Origin of the sequence: Bacillus sp. FSL R9-9834 (assembly GCF_038006905.1) — a bacterium.
Lineage (GTDB): Bacteria > Bacillota > Bacilli > Bacillales > Bacillaceae_G > Bacillus_A > Bacillus_A pacificus.
In genome coordinates, this window is the sequence record NZ_JBBOWD010000001.1 from 191209 (window position 1) to 210290 (window position 19082).

Here is a 19082-nt window from a genome sequence, read left to right on the forward strand (position 1 = left end):
TTGGATACCTTTTTATTAGCACTTATTATTTTGCAACTTCTGTCCACTTGTAGTTAAACTCACCACCGAAGTCAGTTGTTACAAGTCCTTTAATAAATCCGCGTTGTAAGTAAGAACGACCTTGTTGGTATAAAGGAGCGACAGCACCGTCTTGTAATAGAATTTTTTCAGCTTGCTTCATTGCTTCCCAGCGAGCTTTTTCATCACCAGCTAAATCTGTTTTTACTTTATGAATGAGCTCATCGTACTCTTTGTTAGAGTATTTATCGAAGTTATACGCACTATCTGTTGTAAATAAATCTAAGAATGTAATTGGGTCAGCGAAGTCAGGGCCCCAGCCATCAATACCGATTTCATAGTCACCACTTAATAGTAGTTTTAACTGTTGTTTACGTGGTTGTGGTTTTAAATTCACTGTTAATCCATCTAAGTTTTTTTCTAGTTCACCTTTTAAATATTCACCAGTCTTTTTAGCTAAAGCGTTATCACTTGTTAAGAGTTCAATTGTTACTTTGTCAGTACCAAGTTCTTGCTTCGCTTTTTTCCAGTTTTCTTTCGCTGTTTTCACATCATCTTTCACTAGATTTCCGTTTTCTTTACGGAAGTCGTTGCCTTCAGGGCTTTTTGCAAATTTCGCAGGAATCATTCCTTCAGCTGGAACAGCGCCGTTATTTAAAATTGTTTCTACGTATGCTTTTTTATTCATTGCGCCGTTAATAGCAAGGCGTGCGTGTTGATTTTTTAATGTTTCATTTTTTTGATTGAGTCGTAAAAATTGAATGCCAACTTCAGCACGTTCTTTGAAGTTTGGATCGCCCTTATATTTATCAACAAACTCCGCAGTTAAAGCAACGCGATCAATTTGTCCTGAATCATATAAGTTCACTTCTGTAGACTTATCTTTAACGATATTGAAGTTGATTTCTTCTAATTTTACCGTTTTAGCATCCCAATAGTTAGGGTTTTTCTTCAATTGGAAGCCTTGTTCGTGTTTCCAGTTATCTAATGTGAAAGCACCGTTGTAAATTAAATGATTTGTTTCTAAACCGTATTTATCGCCTTGAGACTTTAAGTACTCTTCATTAATTGGTAAGAATGTTGAGAATGTCGTTAAGCTTAAGAAGTAAGGAACAGGACGGTCTAGTTGTACTTCTAACGTTTTGTCATCAACAGCTTTAATACCTAATTGATCAACTGGTAATTGTTTTTGGTTTATTTGTTTCGCATTCTGTATATCGAAGAATAAGAATGCATATTCAGCTGCTGTGTCAGGGTTTACGGCACGTTGCCAAGCGAAGACGAAGTCCTTTGCTGTAACAGGAGTACCGTTTGACCATTTTGAATCACGCAGATGGAATGTATATTTTGTTTTATCGGGACTAACGTCAACCGACTCAGCAACACCAGGAATTGGTTTATTATCTTCTCCCATTGCGTATAAACCTTCAAAAACATTTCGCATTACGCTCATGGATTCCCCATCCGTTGCTTTTGCAACATCCATTGTTGGAATTTCTGAAGCGAATGATAAGTTAATTGCCTGCTTATCAGGTGCTTTATCTTTTGCTTTCGCTCCGCTTGCATGATCTTTATTTCCCCCGCAAGCAGTTAGTAATAGACTTGCCCCTAAAACAGATGCAACAACAGGTACAACTTTTTTCTTCATTGTTCGTTCCTCCCTAAATGTGTTGTTCGTAACGTCATAATGTCCATGTCTTGAAGTGTATTTATAGAAGAAGAGAAAACCTATTATAAATATGTATATGTAGGTAATCAGGTGTTCTATATGTATATACATGTTGAAATATAATGTATCGTTATATGTTTCAACATAGGAGACGTTATATTTTGATGGTGAAATATTTCGTTTCTTTGATTATTTAGAATATTAACACTGAGAAGAACTATATGTCAATAATAAAAAGTGGAGTATTAATTTTTTAAAATAATATATTAAAAAAGCGGATTTTCTCTTATTGAGAATCCGCTTTTAATACATTTTTTCAATAAAATAATTGTTGTAGATAGAAAAACTTCAATTCAGCTTGCCTTTTATTTTTCAATTTGTGCCCATTTGAAGTTTAATTGGCCTGCAAAGTCTACTTGCACAATTCCTTTCACATAAGAACGTTCTAAATAAGATTCGCCTTTTTGGTAAAGGGGAGCGATAACTGAGTCTTTAAATAATATTTTCTCAGATGCTAGTAATGCTTCCCAGCGAGCTTTTTCATCACCAGCTAAAGTCGTTTTCACTTTTTCAATTGTTTCATCGAACTCCTTATTAGAGTAATGATCCAAGTTGTAAGGGTTATTCGTTGTAAACAATTCAAGGAATGTAATTGGATCAGCAAAGTCAGGGCTCCAGCCGTCAATACCAATTTCATAGTCACCTTTTAATAAAAGTGAAACTTGTTGTTTACGTGGTTGTGGTTTCACATTTACTGTTAATCCATCTAAATTCTTTTCTAGTTGTCCTTTTAAGAACTCACCAGTTTTCTTATCAAGGTCAGCATCACTTGTTAATAATTCTAATGTTATTTTTTCAGAACCAAGCTCTTGTTTCGCCTTTTTCCATAACTCTTGTGCAGATTTTGTATCAACTTTGGTTAAATCTCCGTTTAAAGTACGGAAGTCTTTTCCATCAGGCCCTTTTGCAAAGTTTTTTGGAACGAGACCAAAGGTTGGTGTAGAGCCATCATTTAATAACGTATTTACAAAGGATTTTCGATCAATTGTTTGATCGATTGCTTGGCGTGCAGACACGTTTTGTAGTACTTTGTTTTGTTGGTTCATACGTAAAAATTGTACGCCTACGTTCGGGCGTTCTTTAAAGTTCGCATCTTTTTTATATTTATCAACGAAGTCGGATGTTAATTTTATACGGTCTAATTGTTTTGATTCGAATAGGTTTACTTCTGTTGATTTTTCTTTTACGACGTTAAAATTGATTTCCTCTAGTTTGACAGTATCTTTATCCCAATAGGTAGGGTTTTTCTTGAATTTAAAGCTTTGTTCATGCTTCCAATCGCTTAGTGTAAAAGCGCCGTTGTACAAGATTGTATTGTCTTCTAAAGCGTACTTATCACCTTGTTTTTTAAAGAATTCCTCGTTAATTGGTAGAAATGTTGGGAACGCTGTTAAGCTAATAAAATATGGAACAGGGCGTTCTAATTCTACCTCAAACGTATGGTCATCAACTGCTTTTACACCAAGTTGGTCGGCTGGAAGTTCTTTGTTGTTAATTTTTGTTGCATTTTTAATATCAAAGAATAGAAATGCATATTCAGAGGCTGTTGCTGGATCGACAGCTCTTTGCCAAGCGAAGACAAAATCTTTCGCTGTAACAGGAGTGCCGTTTGACCATTTTGAATCTCGCAGGTGGAATGTGTATTTCGTTTTATCGCCACTTACTTCATGAGATTTTGCAACACCAGGGACAGGTTTATTACCTTCACCAAGGTTATACAAACCTTCAAATACGTTTCTCATTACTTGACCAGAATCAGTATCTGTAGCACGAGCTGTATCCATTGTTCGTATTTCAGTAGGTGAAGAGAAGTTTAAAACCTGTTTACTAGGTGCCTCGTCTTTTGCATTTGCTCCGCTTGCTTCGTTTTTATAACTACCGCAACCAGTTAATAAAATACTTACTCCTACAACTGACGCAATACCGGGTACAAACTTTTTTTTCATTTGATTTTCCTCCTAAATAATTAAGTTTGGATGATGATGAGGGAAATGAAAAATAAAAAATCCCTCTTTTCATATTGAGAAAGAGGGATTTTTACGTACAAGTTATGCACCCGTATATAAACGAAGTCCCTCATTCTATCTTTCAAGCTATAAAGCTTGCAGGAAGTGGCACAGTATTCAAAAAATGAACCTGCTGCCGAGGTTTCAAAGGGCCAGTCCCTCCACCTCTCTTGATACAATGAGTAAACGAATAAACTTTATTAATTTTTGTGTTTCTTTGATAATTCAAAATCTTACACCTTGGATGATGAAGTGTCAACTGAATGAAATATAGTTTAAATTTTCAGTTTTCTTTAACAAAAAACCACTGCATATGGCAGTGGCTTTTCTACTAGAAGTTAAAGTTATCTGGATCTGGACCAACGCGACGGTCTTCATTTAAAGCTTGAATTGCTTTCATATCATCAGCACTTAATTCAAAGTCGAAGATGTTTGCATTTTCAATAATGCGATGTTCTTTAATAGATTTAGGGATTGTTACAACTTCGTTTTGTAGATCCCAGCGTAAAATAATTTGCGCAGTTGATTTATTATATTTTGTCGCAATTTCTTGCAACGTTGGATTATCTAATAGTTGTCCTTGCATTAATGGTGACCAAGCTTCAAGCTGGATATTATGTTCTTTACAGAAAGCGTGTAACTCTTCTTGTGCTAGACGTGGGTGGTATTCCACTTGATTGACCATTGGCTTAATTTCAGCAATTTCAAATACGTCTTGTAAGTGGTGAATATGGAAATTACTCACGCCAATTGCACGAACACGGCCGTCTTTATAAAGTTTTTCTAACGCTTTCCATGATTCAGTATATTTCCCTTTTACAGGCCAATGTACTAAATATAAATCTAAATACTCTAGTCCTAATTTTTCTAATGTAGTTTCAAATGCTTGAAGTGTTGTTTCATATCCTTGATCGCTATTCCATACTTTTGATGTAATAAATAATTCTTCACGTGAAACACCTGATTCACGAATTGCTTGGCCAACACCTTCTTCATTTTGATAAATTGCTGCAGTATCTATACTGCGGTAGCCATTTTTAATTGCTGCTTTCACAGACTCAATTACTTCTGAACCATCTTCTACTTTAAAAACACCTAAGCCGAACCAAGGCATTTTTACACCGTTATGTAATGTTGTATAGTCTTTTAAACTTGTTAAACTCATATTATTTCCCCCTAGCTTTTTTGTTTGTTGCTTCTACTGCTTTTTGAATTGCCCCTGAAAAATTATATTCATATAAAGCTTTGAGACCTTCAGCTGTGGAACCACCTGGTGTTGTTACTTGTTCGCGGAGGTTAGCTGGATCTTGCGTTCGTTCGAGCATAGAGGCAGAGCCAGAAATCATTTGAATGACAAGGTGTTTGGCAGTCGCTTCATCAACTCCATAACTTTTTGTTGCTTCAATTAAGCTTTCAGCAAAGTAATAAAGGAAGGCCGGTGCACTTCCCGTAACTGCAGTAAGCTGATGAACTTCTTCCTCAGTGCAAAGTTGCGAAGTACCAATACCTCTTAAAAGCAGTTGCAAGGTTTCCTGATGCATCTCGGTTACCGATTGTCCCATTGTATATAAGGAGATAGACTTTCCGATTTCAGCAGCTGTATTTGGCATAATCCAAGCAACAGGTGTTCCTTTAGGAAGTCTTTCTTCTAAATAAGATGGGCCAATGCCAGCAGCTACCGTTACGACAAGTTGACTCGATAGTAACGGAGATAATTCCGCTAATAAACCTTCATGTGCAGAAGGCGGCATTGCTAAAACAATCGTATCAACAGATGTAACATGCTGCTTCCAATCTGTTGTAGTAGACACATTATATCGCGTTTGTAATTGTTCTAGCTTTTCTACGTTGCTTCGGTTAGAAACGATAATTTCTTCGATGTATTCTTTGCTTGTTTTCAGTAATCCGGAAAATATAGCTTCTGCCATACGACCAGCACCAATAAATAGAATTCGATGTTTAGTTAGCATATCCTCTATTCCTTTCTAGTGGAGATATGTTATAAAAAACGATACCATTTTTAAGAGAATTTTGTAAAAAGAAAAGGCTTATTGTAGATGGAATAGATAATGAAAAGTAGGAAATTAATGGTGAAAGGGAGAGTGATTCCTTATACTGGTGATAGGGAATTTATTACACATCTGGGGAGAGATGATTATGATTAGAAGTCCGCTCTTTTTACTCATTACTAGTATTATTTGTGTATTGGTTGGATTGTATATTCAATCGAGCTATATTGAAATCTTTGCATCGGTCATGGGAATTATCAATGTTTGGCTATTAGCAAGAGAAAAAGTATCCAACTTTTTATTCGGTATGATTACTGTTGCGGTATTTCTATATATTTTTATTACACAAGGTTTATATGCAATGGCAGTATTGGCAGCCTTTCAATTTATCTTTAATGTATATGGTTGGTATTATTGGATTGCACGCAGTGGTGAAGAAGAGGTAAAAGCAACAGTTCGTTTAGATTTGAAAGGTTGGATTTTCTATATAGTCTTTATTTTAGCTGCATGGATTGGTTGGGGTTATTATCAAGTTCATTATTTAGAATCAACAAGTCCATATTTAGATGCTTTAAATGCTGTATTAGGCTTAGTAGCTCAATTTATGCTAAGTCGAAAAATCTTAGAAAACTGGCATTTATGGATTTTATATAATGTAGTTAGTATTTCAATTTATATTTCCTCCGGGTTATACGTTATGCTAATATTAGCTGTTATTAATCTCTTTATATGTATAGCTGGTTTACTAGAGTGGAAGAACAATTATAAGGGACAAAAACATACAAATAATTATATCTAGAAAATAATTAGAGTTGGAAAACCCCTGAAGCACATACGCTTCAGGGGTTTATTAATAGAATATAAGTTTATGCTTTTGTCATACCTAACAATACAGCGCCACCAATAATTAAAACACTACCTAGTGCAATAAAGATCAATTGACGTTTTGTTTTCTTTTCACCTAAGAAGACAATCGCACCGAATGTTGAGATAACGATTCCAGTTTGAGATAATGGGAAGCTTGTTGCTACTCCGACACGTGGTAGTGAAAGAAGTAAGAATAAGTTTCCAGTTCCCCATAGTAAACCAGATAAAGCATTACGGATTGCATATTTGTTAAAAGGTTTATGTTTAGATGTCAGTACAACCGCACCAACAAACATACCAACTGCTTGTGGTAAAATAGCAGACCAACCATCGATGTTATACCAACGAATAATAATTACATATACAAGATAGCCAAAAGTAGAAACAATTAAAGTAAGAAGTCCTTTTTTCAATTGTCCTGGTGGCTGAGCATTTTCTTTATCATCTAATGATGTGAATACAACACCAACTACGATTAATAGGATTGCAATCGTTCCCAGAATGATCGTTGTAGTAGTAGTCCACTCGCGGAAAGCGATAACCCCAAAGATAGAAGTTGCAACAAGTTGCATACCAGTAGAAATTGTTACAGTAGTTGAAACACCTAGTTTTTCAACTGTTTTTAATTGGTTTACTTGTCCTAAAGCCCAGAATAAACCTGAAATAAAACCAACAATCAAGATTGTCATTGTTAAAGCTGGTTGAGTAAATACATACATAATTGTTGCGAAGAATAGAGCACCGATTGTCATACCTACCGTTTGGCTATATGCACCACCGCCCATTTTTACGCTTACTAATAAGATGTTTCCCCATGCAATTGCAGGAAGAAGCGCTAATAAAATGTCCATTACAAGACTCCCTTCGTTTTGCTATACCAATATAATTACATATCGTTCTAACGATCGGTAATGCCCCACTACTAGAGTAGAAGATTACCGATCGCTAAAACAGGATGAAGAATTCACGATATAAATGCGTTTTCATTTCTTCATTTTTTCAAACACCTCCATATAATAACAGGAAATTGCCTATTTTAGAAAGTAAATTCAAATAGAATGTATATTTAAATAAAAGTTAAAATTCAGTTATTTCCCGATGGTATATTTTTATTTCCTAAGAAATAAAAAAGCAGCTTCAAAAAGAGCTGCCTTAAGAGTTAGTAATTCTTTTATTAATAAGCTGAATACATAGCAAAAATAGGAGGGACATACTAATAGTGATAACGACAAGTGTCCAGGCGAGTTGCATATTACTTGCATCAATCGCCATGTAAATTGCAGTTGGGATAGTCTGTGTTTTACCAGGAATATTTCCGGCAAACATGAGTGTAGCACCAAACTCACCAAGCGCACGAACGAAGCTCAAAATCATTCCGCTTAGTAAAGCAGGAAATGCAAGCGGAAGTGTGACGTGTAGAAAAACTTGATATTCACTTGCACCAAGGTCACGAGCACTTTCTTCAATTTGTACATTCGCGATAGAAAATCCTGTTTTTGCTGATTGATACATAAGCGGAAAAGCAACAACTGTAGAAGCAATGATTGCAGCAGTAGATGTGAACATAATAGATTGCTGAAATATTGATTCTATCCACATTCCAATGGGACTGTTATTTCCAAAAATAATAATGAGAAAAAAGCCGATTACAGTTGGCGGAAGTACCATTGGTAATAAGAAAATCGTTTCTAGTATTACTTTATATCTCCATGAGGAACGTGCTAGCGCTCTTCCGATTATCGTTCCTAAAATGGTAACGATAATGGTGGCACATGCGGCTACTCGTAAAGATAGAAAGATTGGTGATAAAATAGTATCAAAGCTCATGGCAATTATGATAGGACGGTAAATCCATATTTCTTAAAGATAGATTGTGCATCTTTTGACTGCAAATACTCATAAAATGAAGTCGCCTCTTTCTTATGCTTAGATTCTTTTATAACACCTAAAGGATAGTGAATTGGCTCATGAGAAGTAGCAGCTGCTGTCTCACCAATCTTCACTTTGTCTGAAATAAGAGCATCTGTTTTGTATACAATACCAGCATCGACATTCCCTGTTTCTACATATGTTAACACTTGGCGAACATCTTTTGTAAATACGACTTTATTTTGAACATCATTCCAAAGGTTTTCGTGTGTTAGAGAAGCTTTTGCATATTTGCCAGCAGGTACAGATTCAGGTGTACCAAGTGCAATTTTTTTGATTTTCTCATCTTTTAAATCTTGAAATTTTGTAAGAGAACTATCTTTAGGGATGACTAGAACTAGTTCATTTCCAAGAAGATTTTTCCCTTCCTTTTCATTAATGAATCCTTTTTTAACAAGAGTTTGGAATTTATCTTCTGCTGCTGAGAAGAATAAATCAGCGGGTGCGCCCTGTTCGATTTGTTGTTGAAGTGCACCAGAAGCACCGAAATTAAAAGAAAGTTTAATATTAGGTTCTTTTTCTTTATATTTTGTTTCAATTTCTTTTAATGCATCTTGTAAGCTTGCAGCTGCGGATATAGTAAGTTCAACTGTTTTTTCTTCTTTAGCGGTTGATTTCTCTTTCTTATCTCCGTTTGTACATGCAACGCTAAATATAAGAAGAAAAGAAAATATAAGCGCCCCTATGGATCGTAATGTAAACTTGTTCATAAGAAAATCCCCTTTCGTTTTGACATATTTAATTATAACTAATTATAACTAAATATAACTAGTTATAATTGAATATAATTTGAAAGATGTGGTTGCTCTTAAAATATAGGAGAAATATTCTTTTCTTTGTTACAATGAAGGAAGAAAGTGAGGAATCGTCTATGGATCATCATTCCTACACAACGGAAGAAGTAGCGAAGCGATTAAAAGTATCAAAATTAACTGTATACGATCTAATTAAAAAAGGAGAACTGCCTTCTTATAGAATTGGTAGACAGATGCGCATTGATTCAGCAGATTTAGAACAATATATTAAGCAAATGAAAACAGGTAACGTACAAGTTACTCCTGTAAAGAATGACAGTAATAGTATCTCGAATACATGTATTATTAGCGGACAAGAACTAACGTTAGACATGTTGGCAAAACGTATAGAAAATCGCCTGCCAAGTTCAAATATATTAAGGGCATATCAAGGTAGTTTAACGAGTCTAGTAAAAATGTATCAAGGAGAAGGAAGTATCGTTAGCTTGCATTTGTTTGATGGCGAAACGGGTACATATAATGTTCCTTACGTAAAACGTATTTTAGTAGGACAACCATGTACGATGATTAATTTATTAGTAAGGAACGTTGGGTTTTATGTGCAAAAGGGAAATCCAAAAAATATAAAAACATGGGCTGATTTATCTCAATCATCTATACGATTTGTAAATCGAGAAAAAGGTTCTGGTATTAGGGTGTTAGTCGATGAACAATTGCGCATTCAAAAGTTAAATAAAGAACGTATTAGCGGATATGAGTGGGAAGAATCGAACCATCTTGGTGTTGCCACGCAAGTCGCGAATGGAAAAGCTGACGTCGGAGTAGGGTCAGAAAAGTTTTCGCAAATTGTAAATGTAGACTTTATTCCAATCATGAAAGAACAGTATGATTTAGTGATTTTGAAGAATAAAGAAAATGAAGAGCTGATCGAAGTTGTGAAAGACATTCTGCAATCGGAAGAATTTCATAATGAATTAAAGGCGATTGGCGGATATGATATGACGAAAACAGGTCAAATTATATATGAAATAAAGTGAAACTTTAATCAGTGAGGGGGCTTCATCCCCCACTGATTATTAGTTGAACCAATCGGACTTTAATGGGCAGCCCGACCCCCACCTAACTTCTTTGCTTTCGCTGCATTTTGAGGTGGGGGTCTTACTGCCCATTAAAGCGGGACAAACTAAAAAGCTGCTTGTCTATAAGACGAGCAGCTTTTTCTCTATATAAAGGGGTTTGGGGAAACAAAGTGTTAAACAAGACTTTGAGCAAGTGTGTAAATGAAAGCTGTAAGAAGAGTCGCTCCACTTGCAAGTCCGAAAAAGTCTGATTTGTTAAATGTAATGTTGTTCATTATAATCTCTCCTTATTTGTTTAATGTAGTTGCAACGGCTTTTGCATCGACAAGTGCGGATAGCACCATGCCCATTGTATTTAAAAATTTGTTTGATTTCATTTTGTCCATCATGCGTATCCGCTCCTTTTCGAGTTGTTGTTGCCCTGCTGTATGTCTTAATTATAGGAAATATGATCGCCTGCAACTATCGAATTAGCTTACGGAAGACTTACACTTTTGTAAGAAAAAAAGACATTCGTGTAAGAATGTCTTTTAAAGCATATTAATGTGGTGGTGCTCTTCGATTGTTTTTAAAAAGCTACGCATTGAATTCGTCATATAGCTATCTTTACGGCGTATGAAAACTGTTGAAATACTACCATATTTTTCAGGAATTGCATGGCAATGCACTTTCCCTGCTTTAGAAAGATGGTGGACAGCAGACTGTGGTACGAGTGTAATTCCAAGGCCGAGTGCAACACTGTTTAATATTGTCTCTAATATATTGAATTCCATAATTCTTTTTGGAAGCAAACCTTCGTCTTTCAGCCATCGTTCTAGTTTGGAACGGTATCCACAACCTTGGTTAAAAACGAGTAGAGGCGTTGTTGTAAATTCTTCTATATGAAAAGCTTTATTTTGAGTTACGAGCATTAATTTCTCTGTACTAACATCGTATTGTTCAATAAGTGGGTGTTTTATTGGTCCTGATATAAAAGCGCCATCTAATTGATGATCGAGTACTTCTCTAATTAATTCTTCTGTTAAACCTGCTTGTAATGACAAATCGACGTTCGGATAGCTTTTATAGTAAGAAGATAAAATGGTAGGTAATGTACTTACTGTTTCGACTGTACCGATTTTTAATATGCCAGAGGGTGTCTCGCTATCTAAAAATACTTGTTTTAGCTCATCAACATCTTGCAAAATTTTGTTAACATAAACGAGCATTTTTCTTCCTTCAGCTGTTAAAGTCATACCTCGTTTATGACGATAGAAGAGCGGTGTTTTCAGCTCGTTTTCTAATTGTTTAATACGTGCAGTTACATTTGATTGTACGTAATTTAATTCCTTTGCTGCGCTACTTACACTACCTTGGTCGGCAACGCTCTGGAAGATTTGCAAGTCTCTTAATTCCATGATACTGTCCTCCTTGATGTTAACTATCATTATAAATGATAGTTAACATCATTTTGAATCATTTTACGTGATATATTTTTTCTTTTACAATTCTCTTTGTGCAAATAGAAAGAAGCGGGGGATTGTGGTGAGAAAAGGTCAAATGATAATAGGCGCTTTTACGTGTTTAATTGCAAGTATGTCATGGGGAGCAATGTTTCCAGTTGCTGATCATGCGTTAGAATACATAGATCCGTTTTATTTTTCTCTTATTCGCTATGGAGCGGTGGCGATAATGCTGATTGTATTGTTGTTAATGAAAGAAGGGAAACAGGCATTTCGTTTAGAAGGAAGAGGAAGGCTACTCGTCTTTTTCGGAACGATGGCGTTTACTGTATATAATGTACTTATATTTTTAGGTCAAATGTTAATGGGGAAATCAGGCGTCATGGTAGCCTCCATTATGGAAGCACTTATGCCGATGATTTCTATTTGTATTTTATGGGGATATAAGCATGTAAAACCGAAAAAATATATGATAACGAGCATGATTATCGCTTTTGTAGGGGCTGTATTTGTTATTACAAAGGGCGACATGAGTTTCTTTTTAACATTGAAAGATAACATGTTTTCACTAGCATGTATATTTGTTGGAGTTGTGGGCTGGGTTATTTATACGATGGGTGGTCAAACGTGTAGCGATTGGTCGACATTACGTTATTCTACGTTGACGTGTGTATTCGGTACGACCGTTACAGGAATTATAACGATAATTATTACAGCACTTGGATATGTTTCAGTCCCTAGTATGGGAACGATTTCTATCGTGAAATATGATTTATTGTTTATGATGACATTACCAGGCATTGTAGCATTACTTGCTTGGAATTACGGTGTGAAAATTTTATCATCTATTAATGGTATTTTATTTATTAACTTTGTACCTATTACGACTTTAGTTATTATGATGATGCAAGGATATCAAATCACAATGTTTGATATTGTAGGAACTTTATTTGTTATTGCAGCGCTTATTCGCAATAATGTTTGTCAGAGAAAAGAAGAAAATATAAATAAGAAGATGTTACAAGAAGAGCAATTACGTCAAGCTGTTTAATAGGCAATTGGAGGATTTCATATGTTAGAAAGTTTATTGTTTTTCTTCGCCGTTGGAGTTGCTTGTGAGCTTGCAGCAATTAATCGAAATGGTCGTAAGAAGATAAAACAACAAGCTGAAATGATACAGCTTTTAAAAGAGTTAAAAGAAAAAAACATTTAAAAAGACGACCGGGCATAGACGGTCGTCTTCTTCTATATAAAGGGGAAAGGGGACACAAAGTTATACAAGCGTAGCAGCGTAAATCAAAGTAGTAAGAAGAATCGAGCCGCTAGCTAATCCTAAAAAATCTAACTTGTTAAATGTGATGTTGTTCATCATGTATTCTCCTTACTTGTTTAATGTAGAAGCAACAGCTTTTGCATCGATAAGAGCGGAAAATACCATGCCCATTGTATGTAAAAGATTGTTCGTTTTCATTTTGTTCATCATATTGATCCGCTCCTTTTCGAATGGTTGTTGTTTCTTTCTGATTTAATTGTATGAAAAATGGTGGAGAGTAACTATCGAATTAGCTTACAAGATAATTACACTTTTGTAAGAATTGAAATTTAATATTTAAACCTTAAAATTATTACCAACTCCTAAAACTTAGTGTTATAATTATGGTAAGGAAATGATTATACTTCGGATGTTCAGAAAGGAACGAAACAAATGTATAAACCAATTACATTTTTGTTGAAATATATATTTAAAACAGCTGGGAAAGTAGAAGTGCAAGGCAGAGAAAAGCTACCAGAAGGTGGCCCGTATGTTGTTGCGTGTACACATACAAGTTTTATGGATGTATTAATGTTAGCTACAGGGATGTACCCAACAGAGATTCATTACATGGCCAAAAAAGAATTATTTGAAGGGAAATTCAAAAATTGGTTCTTTAAAAATGTAAATGCATTCCCTGTAGATCGTGCAAATCCAGGACCGAGTACACTTAAAATTCCATCACGCTTATTAAAAGAAGGAAAAGTGGTAGGGATTTTCCCGAGTGGAACAAGATCGACAGAAGACGTTTCGTTAAAAGCTGGTGCTGTGACAATTGCGATGCGTTCTAACGTTCCATTAATACCGGCAGCTTATATTGGTCCATCAAGTGTAAAAGAATTAATAAAAGGAAAAAGAGCACAATTAATTTTTGGAGACCCAATTCAAATTGATGCTGAAGAACAAATAGATCGAAAAACAGCTATGAAAATGATGACAGATCAATTAAATGAGAGGTTTGAGGAGCTAAAGGAAGCTTTGCAATCAAATCAAAAGTAAGAAAAGACGACCGGGCATAGACGGTCGTCTTCTTCTATATAAAGGGGAAAGGGGACACAAAGTTATACAAGCGTAGCAGCGTAAATCAAAGTAGTAAGAAGAATCGAGCCGCTAGCTAATCCTAAAAAATCTAATTTGTTAAAAGTAATGTTGTTCATCGTATATTCTCCTTACTTGTTTAATGTAGAAGCAACAGCTTTTGCATCGATAAGAGCGGAAAATACCATGCCCATTGTATTTAAAAGATTGTTCGTTTTCATCTTGTTCATCATATTGATCCGCTCCTTTTCGAATAATGGTTGCCCTGTTTCTGACTTAATTGTATGAAATATCGCAAGAAGTAACTATCGAATTAGCTTACAGGAAAATTACACTTTTGTAAGAAAAACGAATGAAGGTGTAATGATGAGAAGGTTTGACATATGTTCATGGAATTTATTAATTTAAAAGTAGAGGTGAGTGTATGGCTAATATTAAAGATATCGCCAAGATGGCTGGGGTTTCAGTTACAACTGTTTCGAGGGTGCTAAATGATCATCCATACGTAAGTGAAGAAAAAAGGAGAGTTGTTTTAGAAATAGTTGAGAAATTGAATTACTCACAAAACGCAAATGCTGTTCATTTATCAAAAGGAAAGACGAATATTGTTGGTGTAATTCTCCCTTACATTAATCACCCGAGCTTCGATGCAATGGTAGGGGGAATGATGGAGGGAGCGTTAACTCATAACTACAGGGTGCTACTTTGCCAAACAAACTATAATAAAAAAGAAGAAATGAAAAGTTTACATATGTTAAAAACGAAACAATTGGATGGCCTTATTATTTGTTCGCGTGCAAATGATTGGGAAATGATAGAACCGTATGCTTCGTACGGCACAATCATTGCTTGTGAAGACAATGATATTTCAAATATCTCAAGTGTATATACAAATCATTCGGCAGCTTTCCAGCTAGGAATGAATCACCTTATTGAAAAAGGTTATAAAAAAATTGGTTATTGCACGGGGAGAAAGCTAGGACCGAGTAGTCAAAAGCGTTTTGATGTGTATAAGCGTCAATTGCAATCTATAGATGAAGAAGTGAATGAAGAATGGATTTTCACAGAATGTTTTACGTTAGAAGATGGTGTGAGAGTGGCTCATAAATTAAAGAAGATGCAGCATCTTCCTGAAGCATTAATAGTAGCAGGAGATGAAGTTGCGATTGGGGTTATGACGGAAGTTGGGAAATTGGGTATTCAAGTTCCTGAGAATTTAGCGATTATTGGTTTGGATAACCAACCTATTTCGCAAGTGTTACAACTTACAACCATTGATCAAAATTTGAAGGGAATAGGAAAAGCGGCTTTTGAAATGTTTTATCGGCAAATAAGTGACGAGAGTTCTAAACAAGAAAAGGTGGAAATTCCATATGAACTTGTGGAGCGATCTACAGTGTAGTTTTAATCCGTTATGTGTATAAGTGCATAACGGATTATTTTTTTGAAATACCTTTGACAGGAAACGCGTTTCATACTTTATAAAGGGGTTAAACCGGTTTGTAACAATCCATGGATTCTTTTCAAGAATAGTATTTGGAGGGAAATGCATGAATGAACTTTTATTAAATATAAAAAAGTTTTTAGGGAATGACGAAAATGTTTTAGCCTTTGTGGTGGGGGTTTTTGAGAAGGAACATTTCACGTTATGTTATCAACATGGGATTTTTGTTGCGACTACTAGACGTCTCCTGTTTTACGGGAAATTTCCTTACTATCCTTCAACATTTAAAGAATACTCATATTTGCATATAGAAAGCATAGATTTCCGTCCGTATTTTGAATTTACTTGTAATCATGAAACCATCCGAGCTAAGTATATTCAGAAGGGGAATGTGGAGCAATTTGTCCGTATAGTTAGAGCAAATGTGAATAATTAATCACCCCTCTGTTTAAACATAATATCCTGGTCTTTATGAGGAAAAATGCTGAATAAAAACAACTTCTAAACCTCTAGGAGATAGTGATACAATGTCAAATGGGGGGAGGGTATGAACTATGGTTAATCAACGTATAAAGGAAATAACACTAATTACAATTGGTTCATTATTATTCGCAATTGGTATTAATTACTTTGCAATTCCAAACCGTCTATCAGAGGGTGGAATTATTGGTTTAACGGTTGTTACGTACTATTTATTTGATTGGTCGCCGGGGATTGTGAATTTTGCTATAAATGCAATTTTACTAGCTGTTGGTTATAAATTTTTTGATAAGAAAACGATGGTTTATACAATTTTAGGGATTGTAGAAACATCTTTGTTTTTATATGTTACGGAACATATTGAGTACCATGTAAATAGTGATACGTTATTAGCGGCACTATTTGCTGGTGTATTTGTCGGTATCGGATTAGGCTGTATGTTCAAAGCTGGAGGTACATCAGGGGGATCGGCAATTTTAGCACGGTTAGCAAATCAATATTTAGGTTGGAGTGTCGGAAAAGGTGTACTTATTATTGATATCGTTGTAATTGCTGGTTCTGTATTTATAATAGGGCAAGAAAAAGCGATGTACACACTTGTTGCAGTATTCATCGGAGCGAAAGTAATTGATTTTATTGTAGAAGGAATGGACACAAAAACGGCTGTTACAATTATTTCAAATCAACCAGAGTTAATACGTGAGGCTATTACGAAAAACATGACACGCGGCGTTACTGTATTAGAAGGGCGCGGCGGATATACTGGTAAAAATAAAGAAGTTTTATATGTTGTTATTAATAAACAAGAGCTTGTTAAGTTAAAGCAAGTTATTAGTCGAGTAGATGACGATGCTTTCGTCGTTATCCATGATGTACGTGATGTACTTGGCGGAGGCTTTAAAGCGAGCTAAAAGGTGAACGAGTAAATTCGTTCACCTTTTTTTAATTCTTACAAAAATGTAAGTGTAATGTAATGAGATTCAATAGTAGATTGTATTCCTTCTTTTTAAAATGGATGTATATATATCCTGCAGAGGAGGAATGTTTATTATGAAGAAAAAAATGATCACTACTATAATAGCGATGATAGTCATAGTAATAATGTTACTACCTACGAAACTTGGACCGGTTATCGATAAATATAATCCATTTTATAAGACGAAAGAATACTATACGGTTGTGAATACAATTGGTCAGCATATTGGCGATGAGTGGTATGAATATGAATTTATTGCATTTGACGAACGTGGAAGAGAACAAAAAATAAAGAAGACTGTTAAGCATATGTTAAAGAGAGATGAAACATTAAAAGTGTACGCAAAAGGACGCTATGGCGAGTCAATTGAAGAAATTGAAGCTGTAAATATTCCCATTAATGCAAAGAGTAAACTTTTAGCGATGAGATAGCGAATTATACCCCCACCTATTTTTTGTCGAAAATAAAAATACTAGGTAGGGGTATTTTGATGTGTGCAAAAAAAGCCTTGGTCCATATGGACTAAGGCTTTTTTAATATATAAAGGGGAAGGGGGTACATTGTAGTAGCATGAGTGAAAGGTATAAGAAGAGTAGCTACTAGCAATGTAATTTGGTTATGTGAGTGTTCTTCTTATTTGGCTTACTTGCTAACTTTATTGTACGAGATGTCAGTAAGAGAAACTATCGAATTACATTACACATAGCTTACAAACATGTAAGTCTTCTGTAATGTAATTCGATGGTTAAAAGATAGTGAATTTTATATAGTGTAATTAGAAAGTCTCACTGTATTACTTTCTGTTTGTAATATGAATGAAGAATGAAAAACCAACTACTTTTTAATAGCCTCATCTGTATGGAGATGAGGCCCTTTTTATAAACCTTACAACATTGTAAGGTTTACGTAAGTTAATTCGATAGTAAATTTGTCATATTTTTTGCATAATAGATACAAATAGATAAAAATAATTAGGGATATAGTAAGAAGGGAGAAGAGTGGGATGCGTAAAGAAGAAGTAGTGAAGTTTCCAATTAAAGATTTCTGTAGCTACTTTACTGTTGCTGTAGTATGTATTGGATTATTTGATATCATAACAAACTTAATTGTTAAATAATATAGATGACAAAACAAGAAGGGAGATCCTTTCTTGTTTTTTTTATGGGGGAATAAAGGTGAAGTGGATTGATAGTCATATACATGTTGACCAATATAAGGATGAAGAGAAAAGTAAATTACTTAAAGATGTGGAGCATAGTAAAGAGATAAAGGGGCTTATTGCAGTATCTATGAATTATCAATCAAGTAAAGAAACTTTATCCTTAGCAAAGCGATATCCTTTTGTACATCCAGCAATAGGTTTTCATCCGGAGCAACCGATTCATAAAGAAGAATGTGAGAAAATTTATAAATTAATTGAAGAGCATGTAGAGGATATAGTTGCGATTGGTGAAGTTGGCTTACCGTATTATTTAAGAAAAGAAGATGAGCGCATTGCTGTCAATTCGTATATATCAGTGTTACAACGGTTTGTTGAACTAGCTAGTAAATATGATTTACCAATTATATTGCATGCAGTGTATGAAGATGCTGATATTGTATGTGATTTATTGGAGAAATATAAAGTTTCGCGTGCACACTTTCACTGGTTTAAAGGAAGTGAAACAACAATGAAACGTATGATGAGGAACGGTTATTATATTTCTATTACACCAGATGTTTTACATAAGGATAAGATTAGAAAAATTGTTTCGTATTATCCTCTTGAATATATGATGGTAGAAACAGATGGACCGTGGGAGTTTCAAGACGATGTTATGACGCATCCGGGAATGATTAGAGAGGTACTAAAGGAAATTAGTGTTATAAAAAACATGTCTGTTGATAAGGTTGCAGAAACGATATATGAAAATACGATTCAATTTTATTTGAAAGGATAGAAGTGTTATTTTAGCCCTTCTTATTATAGAGAAATAGAAGTTGAATTTATTTATGAAA

The 19082-nt window shown here is 34.9% G+C and carries 21 protein-coding genes and 1 riboswitch; of the genes, 10 read left to right on the forward strand and 11 right to left on the reverse strand.

The features are described from left to right. Nucleotides 1-25: 25 nt before the first annotated feature. The 4 genes from MKY00_RS01110 to proC all read right to left on the reverse strand — a co-directional run bounded on the left by MKY00_RS01110 (nt 26) and on the right by proC (nt 5723). Nucleotides 26-1666: a peptide ABC transporter substrate-binding protein gene (locus tag MKY00_RS01110; RefSeq protein ID WP_016716271.1), complete on the reverse strand. Its 1641-nt coding sequence runs from the start codon at nt 1664-1666 to the stop codon at nt 26-28. Between the two features lie 386 nt (nt 1667-2052). Further along, entirely contained in the window at nt 2053-3693 is a 1641-nt protein-coding gene (locus MKY00_RS01115) for a peptide ABC transporter substrate-binding protein (protein ID WP_016716272.1), read from the reverse strand. Nucleotides 3694-3825: 132 nt separating this feature from the next. Then, a riboswitch (SAM riboswitch) is annotated at nt 3826-3933 on the reverse strand. 151 nt (nt 3934-4084) lie between these two features. Next, entirely contained in the window at nt 4085-4918 is an 834-nt protein-coding gene (locus tag MKY00_RS01120) for an aldo/keto reductase (RefSeq protein WP_000060176.1), read from the reverse strand. Between the two features lies 1 nt (nt 4919). Next, entirely contained in the window at nt 4920-5723 is an 804-nt protein-coding gene (gene proC, locus MKY00_RS01125; protein WP_016716273.1) for a pyrroline-5-carboxylate reductase, read from the reverse strand. A gap of 187 nt (nt 5724-5910) precedes the next feature. Between proC and pnuC the strand changes: the two genes are divergently transcribed. Then, a complete protein-coding gene (pnuC, locus tag MKY00_RS01130) occupies nt 5911-6561 on the forward strand; it encodes a nicotinamide riboside transporter PnuC (RefSeq protein ID WP_016716274.1) in 651 nt (216 codons plus the stop codon). A gap of 67 nt (nt 6562-6628) precedes the next feature. Here pnuC and MKY00_RS01135 read toward each other — a convergent pair whose 3' ends face one another. From MKY00_RS01135 to modA, 3 genes are all read right to left on the reverse strand, one after another. Further along, the gene (locus tag MKY00_RS01135; protein ID WP_000353544.1) at nt 6629-7480 is read right to left on the reverse strand and encodes a GRP family sugar transporter; all 852 of its coding nucleotides are present in this window, start codon (nt 7478-7480) and stop codon (nt 6629-6631) included. Between the two features lie 301 nt (nt 7481-7781). Then, nucleotides 7782-8456, reverse strand: a complete 675-nt coding sequence (gene modB / locus MKY00_RS01140) for a molybdate ABC transporter permease subunit (RefSeq protein ID WP_016716275.1) — start codon at nt 8454-8456, stop codon at nt 7782-7784. A gap of 5 nt (nt 8457-8461) precedes the next feature. Then, on the reverse strand, nt 8462-9268 hold the full coding sequence (gene modA, locus MKY00_RS01145) for a molybdate ABC transporter substrate-binding protein (RefSeq protein WP_016716276.1): 807 nt from the start codon (nt 9266-9268) through the stop codon (nt 8462-8464). Nucleotides 9269-9402: 134 nt separating this feature from the next. Between modA and MKY00_RS01150 the strand changes: the two genes are divergently transcribed. Next, nucleotides 9403-10350, forward strand: coding sequence for a helix-turn-helix transcriptional regulator (locus MKY00_RS01150; protein ID WP_016716277.1), 948 nt, complete (start codon nt 9403-9405; stop codon nt 10348-10350). Nucleotides 10351-10565: 215 nt separating this feature from the next. Here MKY00_RS01150 and MKY00_RS01155 read toward each other — a convergent pair whose 3' ends face one another. Then, complete coding sequence (locus MKY00_RS01155; protein WP_001060014.1) at nt 10566-10667, reverse strand: DUF3948 family protein; 102 nt, start codon at nt 10665-10667, stop codon at nt 10566-10568. A gap of 255 nt (nt 10668-10922) precedes the next feature. Further along, nucleotides 10923-11789 (reverse strand): LysR family transcriptional regulator, encoded by an 867-nt coding sequence (locus MKY00_RS01160; RefSeq protein ID WP_000423054.1) that lies wholly within the window; start codon nt 11787-11789, stop codon nt 10923-10925. A 127-nt stretch (nt 11790-11916) separates the two neighbouring features. On the opposite strand from MKY00_RS01160, the gene MKY00_RS01165 reads away from it, so the two are divergent. Together MKY00_RS01165 and MKY00_RS01170 are read left to right on the forward strand one after the other, a co-directional pair. Beyond that, the gene (locus tag MKY00_RS01165; protein ID WP_016716280.1) at nt 11917-12885 is read left to right on the forward strand and encodes a DMT family transporter; all 969 of its coding nucleotides are present in this window, start codon (nt 11917-11919) and stop codon (nt 12883-12885) included. Nucleotides 12886-12906: 21 nt separating this feature from the next. Next, the gene (locus MKY00_RS01170) at nt 12907-13047 is read left to right on the forward strand and encodes a YrzO family protein (protein ID WP_000894067.1); all 141 of its coding nucleotides are present in this window, start codon (nt 12907-12909) and stop codon (nt 13045-13047) included. A gap of 60 nt (nt 13048-13107) precedes the next feature. Here MKY00_RS01170 and MKY00_RS01175 read toward each other — a convergent pair whose 3' ends face one another. Then, nucleotides 13108-13203, reverse strand: coding sequence for a DUF3948 family protein (locus MKY00_RS01175; protein WP_001060004.1), 96 nt, complete (start codon nt 13201-13203; stop codon nt 13108-13110). Nucleotides 13204-13539: 336 nt separating this feature from the next. On the opposite strand from MKY00_RS01175, the gene MKY00_RS01180 reads away from it, so the two are divergent. Further along, complete coding sequence (locus MKY00_RS01180) at nt 13540-14145, forward strand: lysophospholipid acyltransferase family protein (protein ID WP_000277773.1); 606 nt, start codon at nt 13540-13542, stop codon at nt 14143-14145. 62 nt (nt 14146-14207) lie between these two features. Here the strand turns inward: MKY00_RS01180 and MKY00_RS01185 are convergent, their stop codons facing one another. Beyond that, on the reverse strand, nt 14208-14303 hold the full coding sequence (locus MKY00_RS01185; RefSeq protein WP_001060004.1) for a DUF3948 family protein: 96 nt from the start codon (nt 14301-14303) through the stop codon (nt 14208-14210). Between the two features lie 305 nt (nt 14304-14608). Here MKY00_RS01185 and MKY00_RS01190 point away from each other — a divergent pair, with 305 nt between their 5' ends. The 5 genes from MKY00_RS01190 (at nt 14609) to MKY00_RS01210 (ending at nt 19024) form a co-directional block, all read left to right on the forward strand. Beyond that, a complete protein-coding gene (locus MKY00_RS01190; protein WP_001273929.1) occupies nt 14609-15586 on the forward strand; it encodes a LacI family DNA-binding transcriptional regulator in 978 nt (325 codons plus the stop codon). A gap of 148 nt (nt 15587-15734) precedes the next feature. Then, a complete protein-coding gene (locus MKY00_RS01195; RefSeq protein ID WP_016716282.1) occupies nt 15735-16064 on the forward strand; it encodes a PH domain-containing protein in 330 nt (109 codons plus the stop codon). A 118-nt stretch (nt 16065-16182) separates the two neighbouring features. Further along, nucleotides 16183-17019 (forward strand): YitT family protein, encoded by an 837-nt coding sequence (locus tag MKY00_RS01200; RefSeq protein ID WP_000248047.1) that lies wholly within the window; start codon nt 16183-16185, stop codon nt 17017-17019. Nucleotides 17020-17158: 139 nt separating this feature from the next. Continuing rightward, the gene (locus MKY00_RS01205; RefSeq protein ID WP_000728419.1) at nt 17159-17515 is read left to right on the forward strand and encodes a YxeA family protein; all 357 of its coding nucleotides are present in this window, start codon (nt 17159-17161) and stop codon (nt 17513-17515) included. A 744-nt stretch (nt 17516-18259) separates the two neighbouring features. Continuing rightward, nucleotides 18260-19024 (forward strand): TatD family hydrolase, encoded by a 765-nt coding sequence (locus MKY00_RS01210; protein ID WP_016716283.1) that lies wholly within the window; start codon nt 18260-18262, stop codon nt 19022-19024. Nucleotides 19025-19082: the final 58 nt, after the last annotated feature.

Excerpts from the sequence above, each read along its gene's own strand:
- MKY00_RS01195 (WP_016716282.1), top strand. The coding sequence starts at position 15,735 with ATGAATGAACTTTTATTAAATATAAAAAAGTTTTTAGGGAATGACGAA.
- modB (WP_016716275.1), bottom strand. The coding sequence starts at position 8,456 with ATGAGCTTTGATACTATTTTATCACCAATCTTTCTATCTTTACGAGTA.
- proC (WP_016716273.1), bottom strand. The coding sequence starts at position 5,723 with ATGCTAACTAAACATCGAATTCTATTTATTGGTGCTGGTCGTATGGCA.
- MKY00_RS01180 (WP_000277773.1), top strand. The coding sequence starts at position 13,540 with ATGTATAAACCAATTACATTTTTGTTGAAATATATATTTAAAACAGCT.
- modA (WP_016716276.1), bottom strand. The coding sequence starts at position 9,268 with ATGAACAAGTTTACATTACGATCCATAGGGGCGCTTATATTTTCTTTT.
- MKY00_RS01150 (WP_016716277.1), top strand. The coding sequence starts at position 9,403 with ATGAAGGAAGAAAGTGAGGAATCGTCTATGGATCATCATTCCTACACA.
- pnuC (WP_016716274.1), top strand. The coding sequence starts at position 5,911 with ATGATTAGAAGTCCGCTCTTTTTACTCATTACTAGTATTATTTGTGTA.
- MKY00_RS01110 (WP_016716271.1), bottom strand. The coding sequence starts at position 1,666 with ATGAAGAAAAAAGTTGTACCTGTTGTTGCATCTGTTTTAGGGGCAAGT.
- MKY00_RS01135 (WP_000353544.1), bottom strand. The coding sequence starts at position 7,480 with ATGGACATTTTATTAGCGCTTCTTCCTGCAATTGCATGGGGAAACATC.
- MKY00_RS01170 (WP_000894067.1), top strand. The coding sequence starts at position 12,907 with ATGTTAGAAAGTTTATTGTTTTTCTTCGCCGTTGGAGTTGCTTGTGAG.
- MKY00_RS01190 (WP_001273929.1), top strand. The coding sequence starts at position 14,609 with ATGGCTAATATTAAAGATATCGCCAAGATGGCTGGGGTTTCAGTTACA.
- MKY00_RS01175 (WP_001060004.1), bottom strand. The coding sequence starts at position 13,203 with ATGAACAACATCACATTTAACAAGTTAGATTTTTTAGGATTAGCTAGC.
- MKY00_RS01200 (WP_000248047.1), top strand. The coding sequence starts at position 16,183 with ATGGTTAATCAACGTATAAAGGAAATAACACTAATTACAATTGGTTCA.
- MKY00_RS01160 (WP_000423054.1), bottom strand. The coding sequence starts at position 11,789 with ATGGAATTAAGAGACTTGCAAATCTTCCAGAGCGTTGCCGACCAAGGT.
- MKY00_RS01205 (WP_000728419.1), top strand. The coding sequence starts at position 17,159 with ATGAAGAAAAAAATGATCACTACTATAATAGCGATGATAGTCATAGTA.
- MKY00_RS01185 (WP_001060004.1), bottom strand. The coding sequence starts at position 14,303 with ATGAACAACATTACTTTTAACAAATTAGATTTTTTAGGATTAGCTAGC.
- MKY00_RS01115 (WP_016716272.1), bottom strand. The coding sequence starts at position 3,693 with ATGAAAAAAAAGTTTGTACCCGGTATTGCGTCAGTTGTAGGAGTAAGT.
- MKY00_RS01120 (WP_000060176.1), bottom strand. The coding sequence starts at position 4,918 with ATGAGTTTAACAAGTTTAAAAGACTATACAACATTACATAACGGTGTA.
- MKY00_RS01155 (WP_001060014.1), bottom strand. The coding sequence starts at position 10,667 with ATGAACAACATTACATTTAACAAATCAGACTTTTTCGGACTTGCAAGT.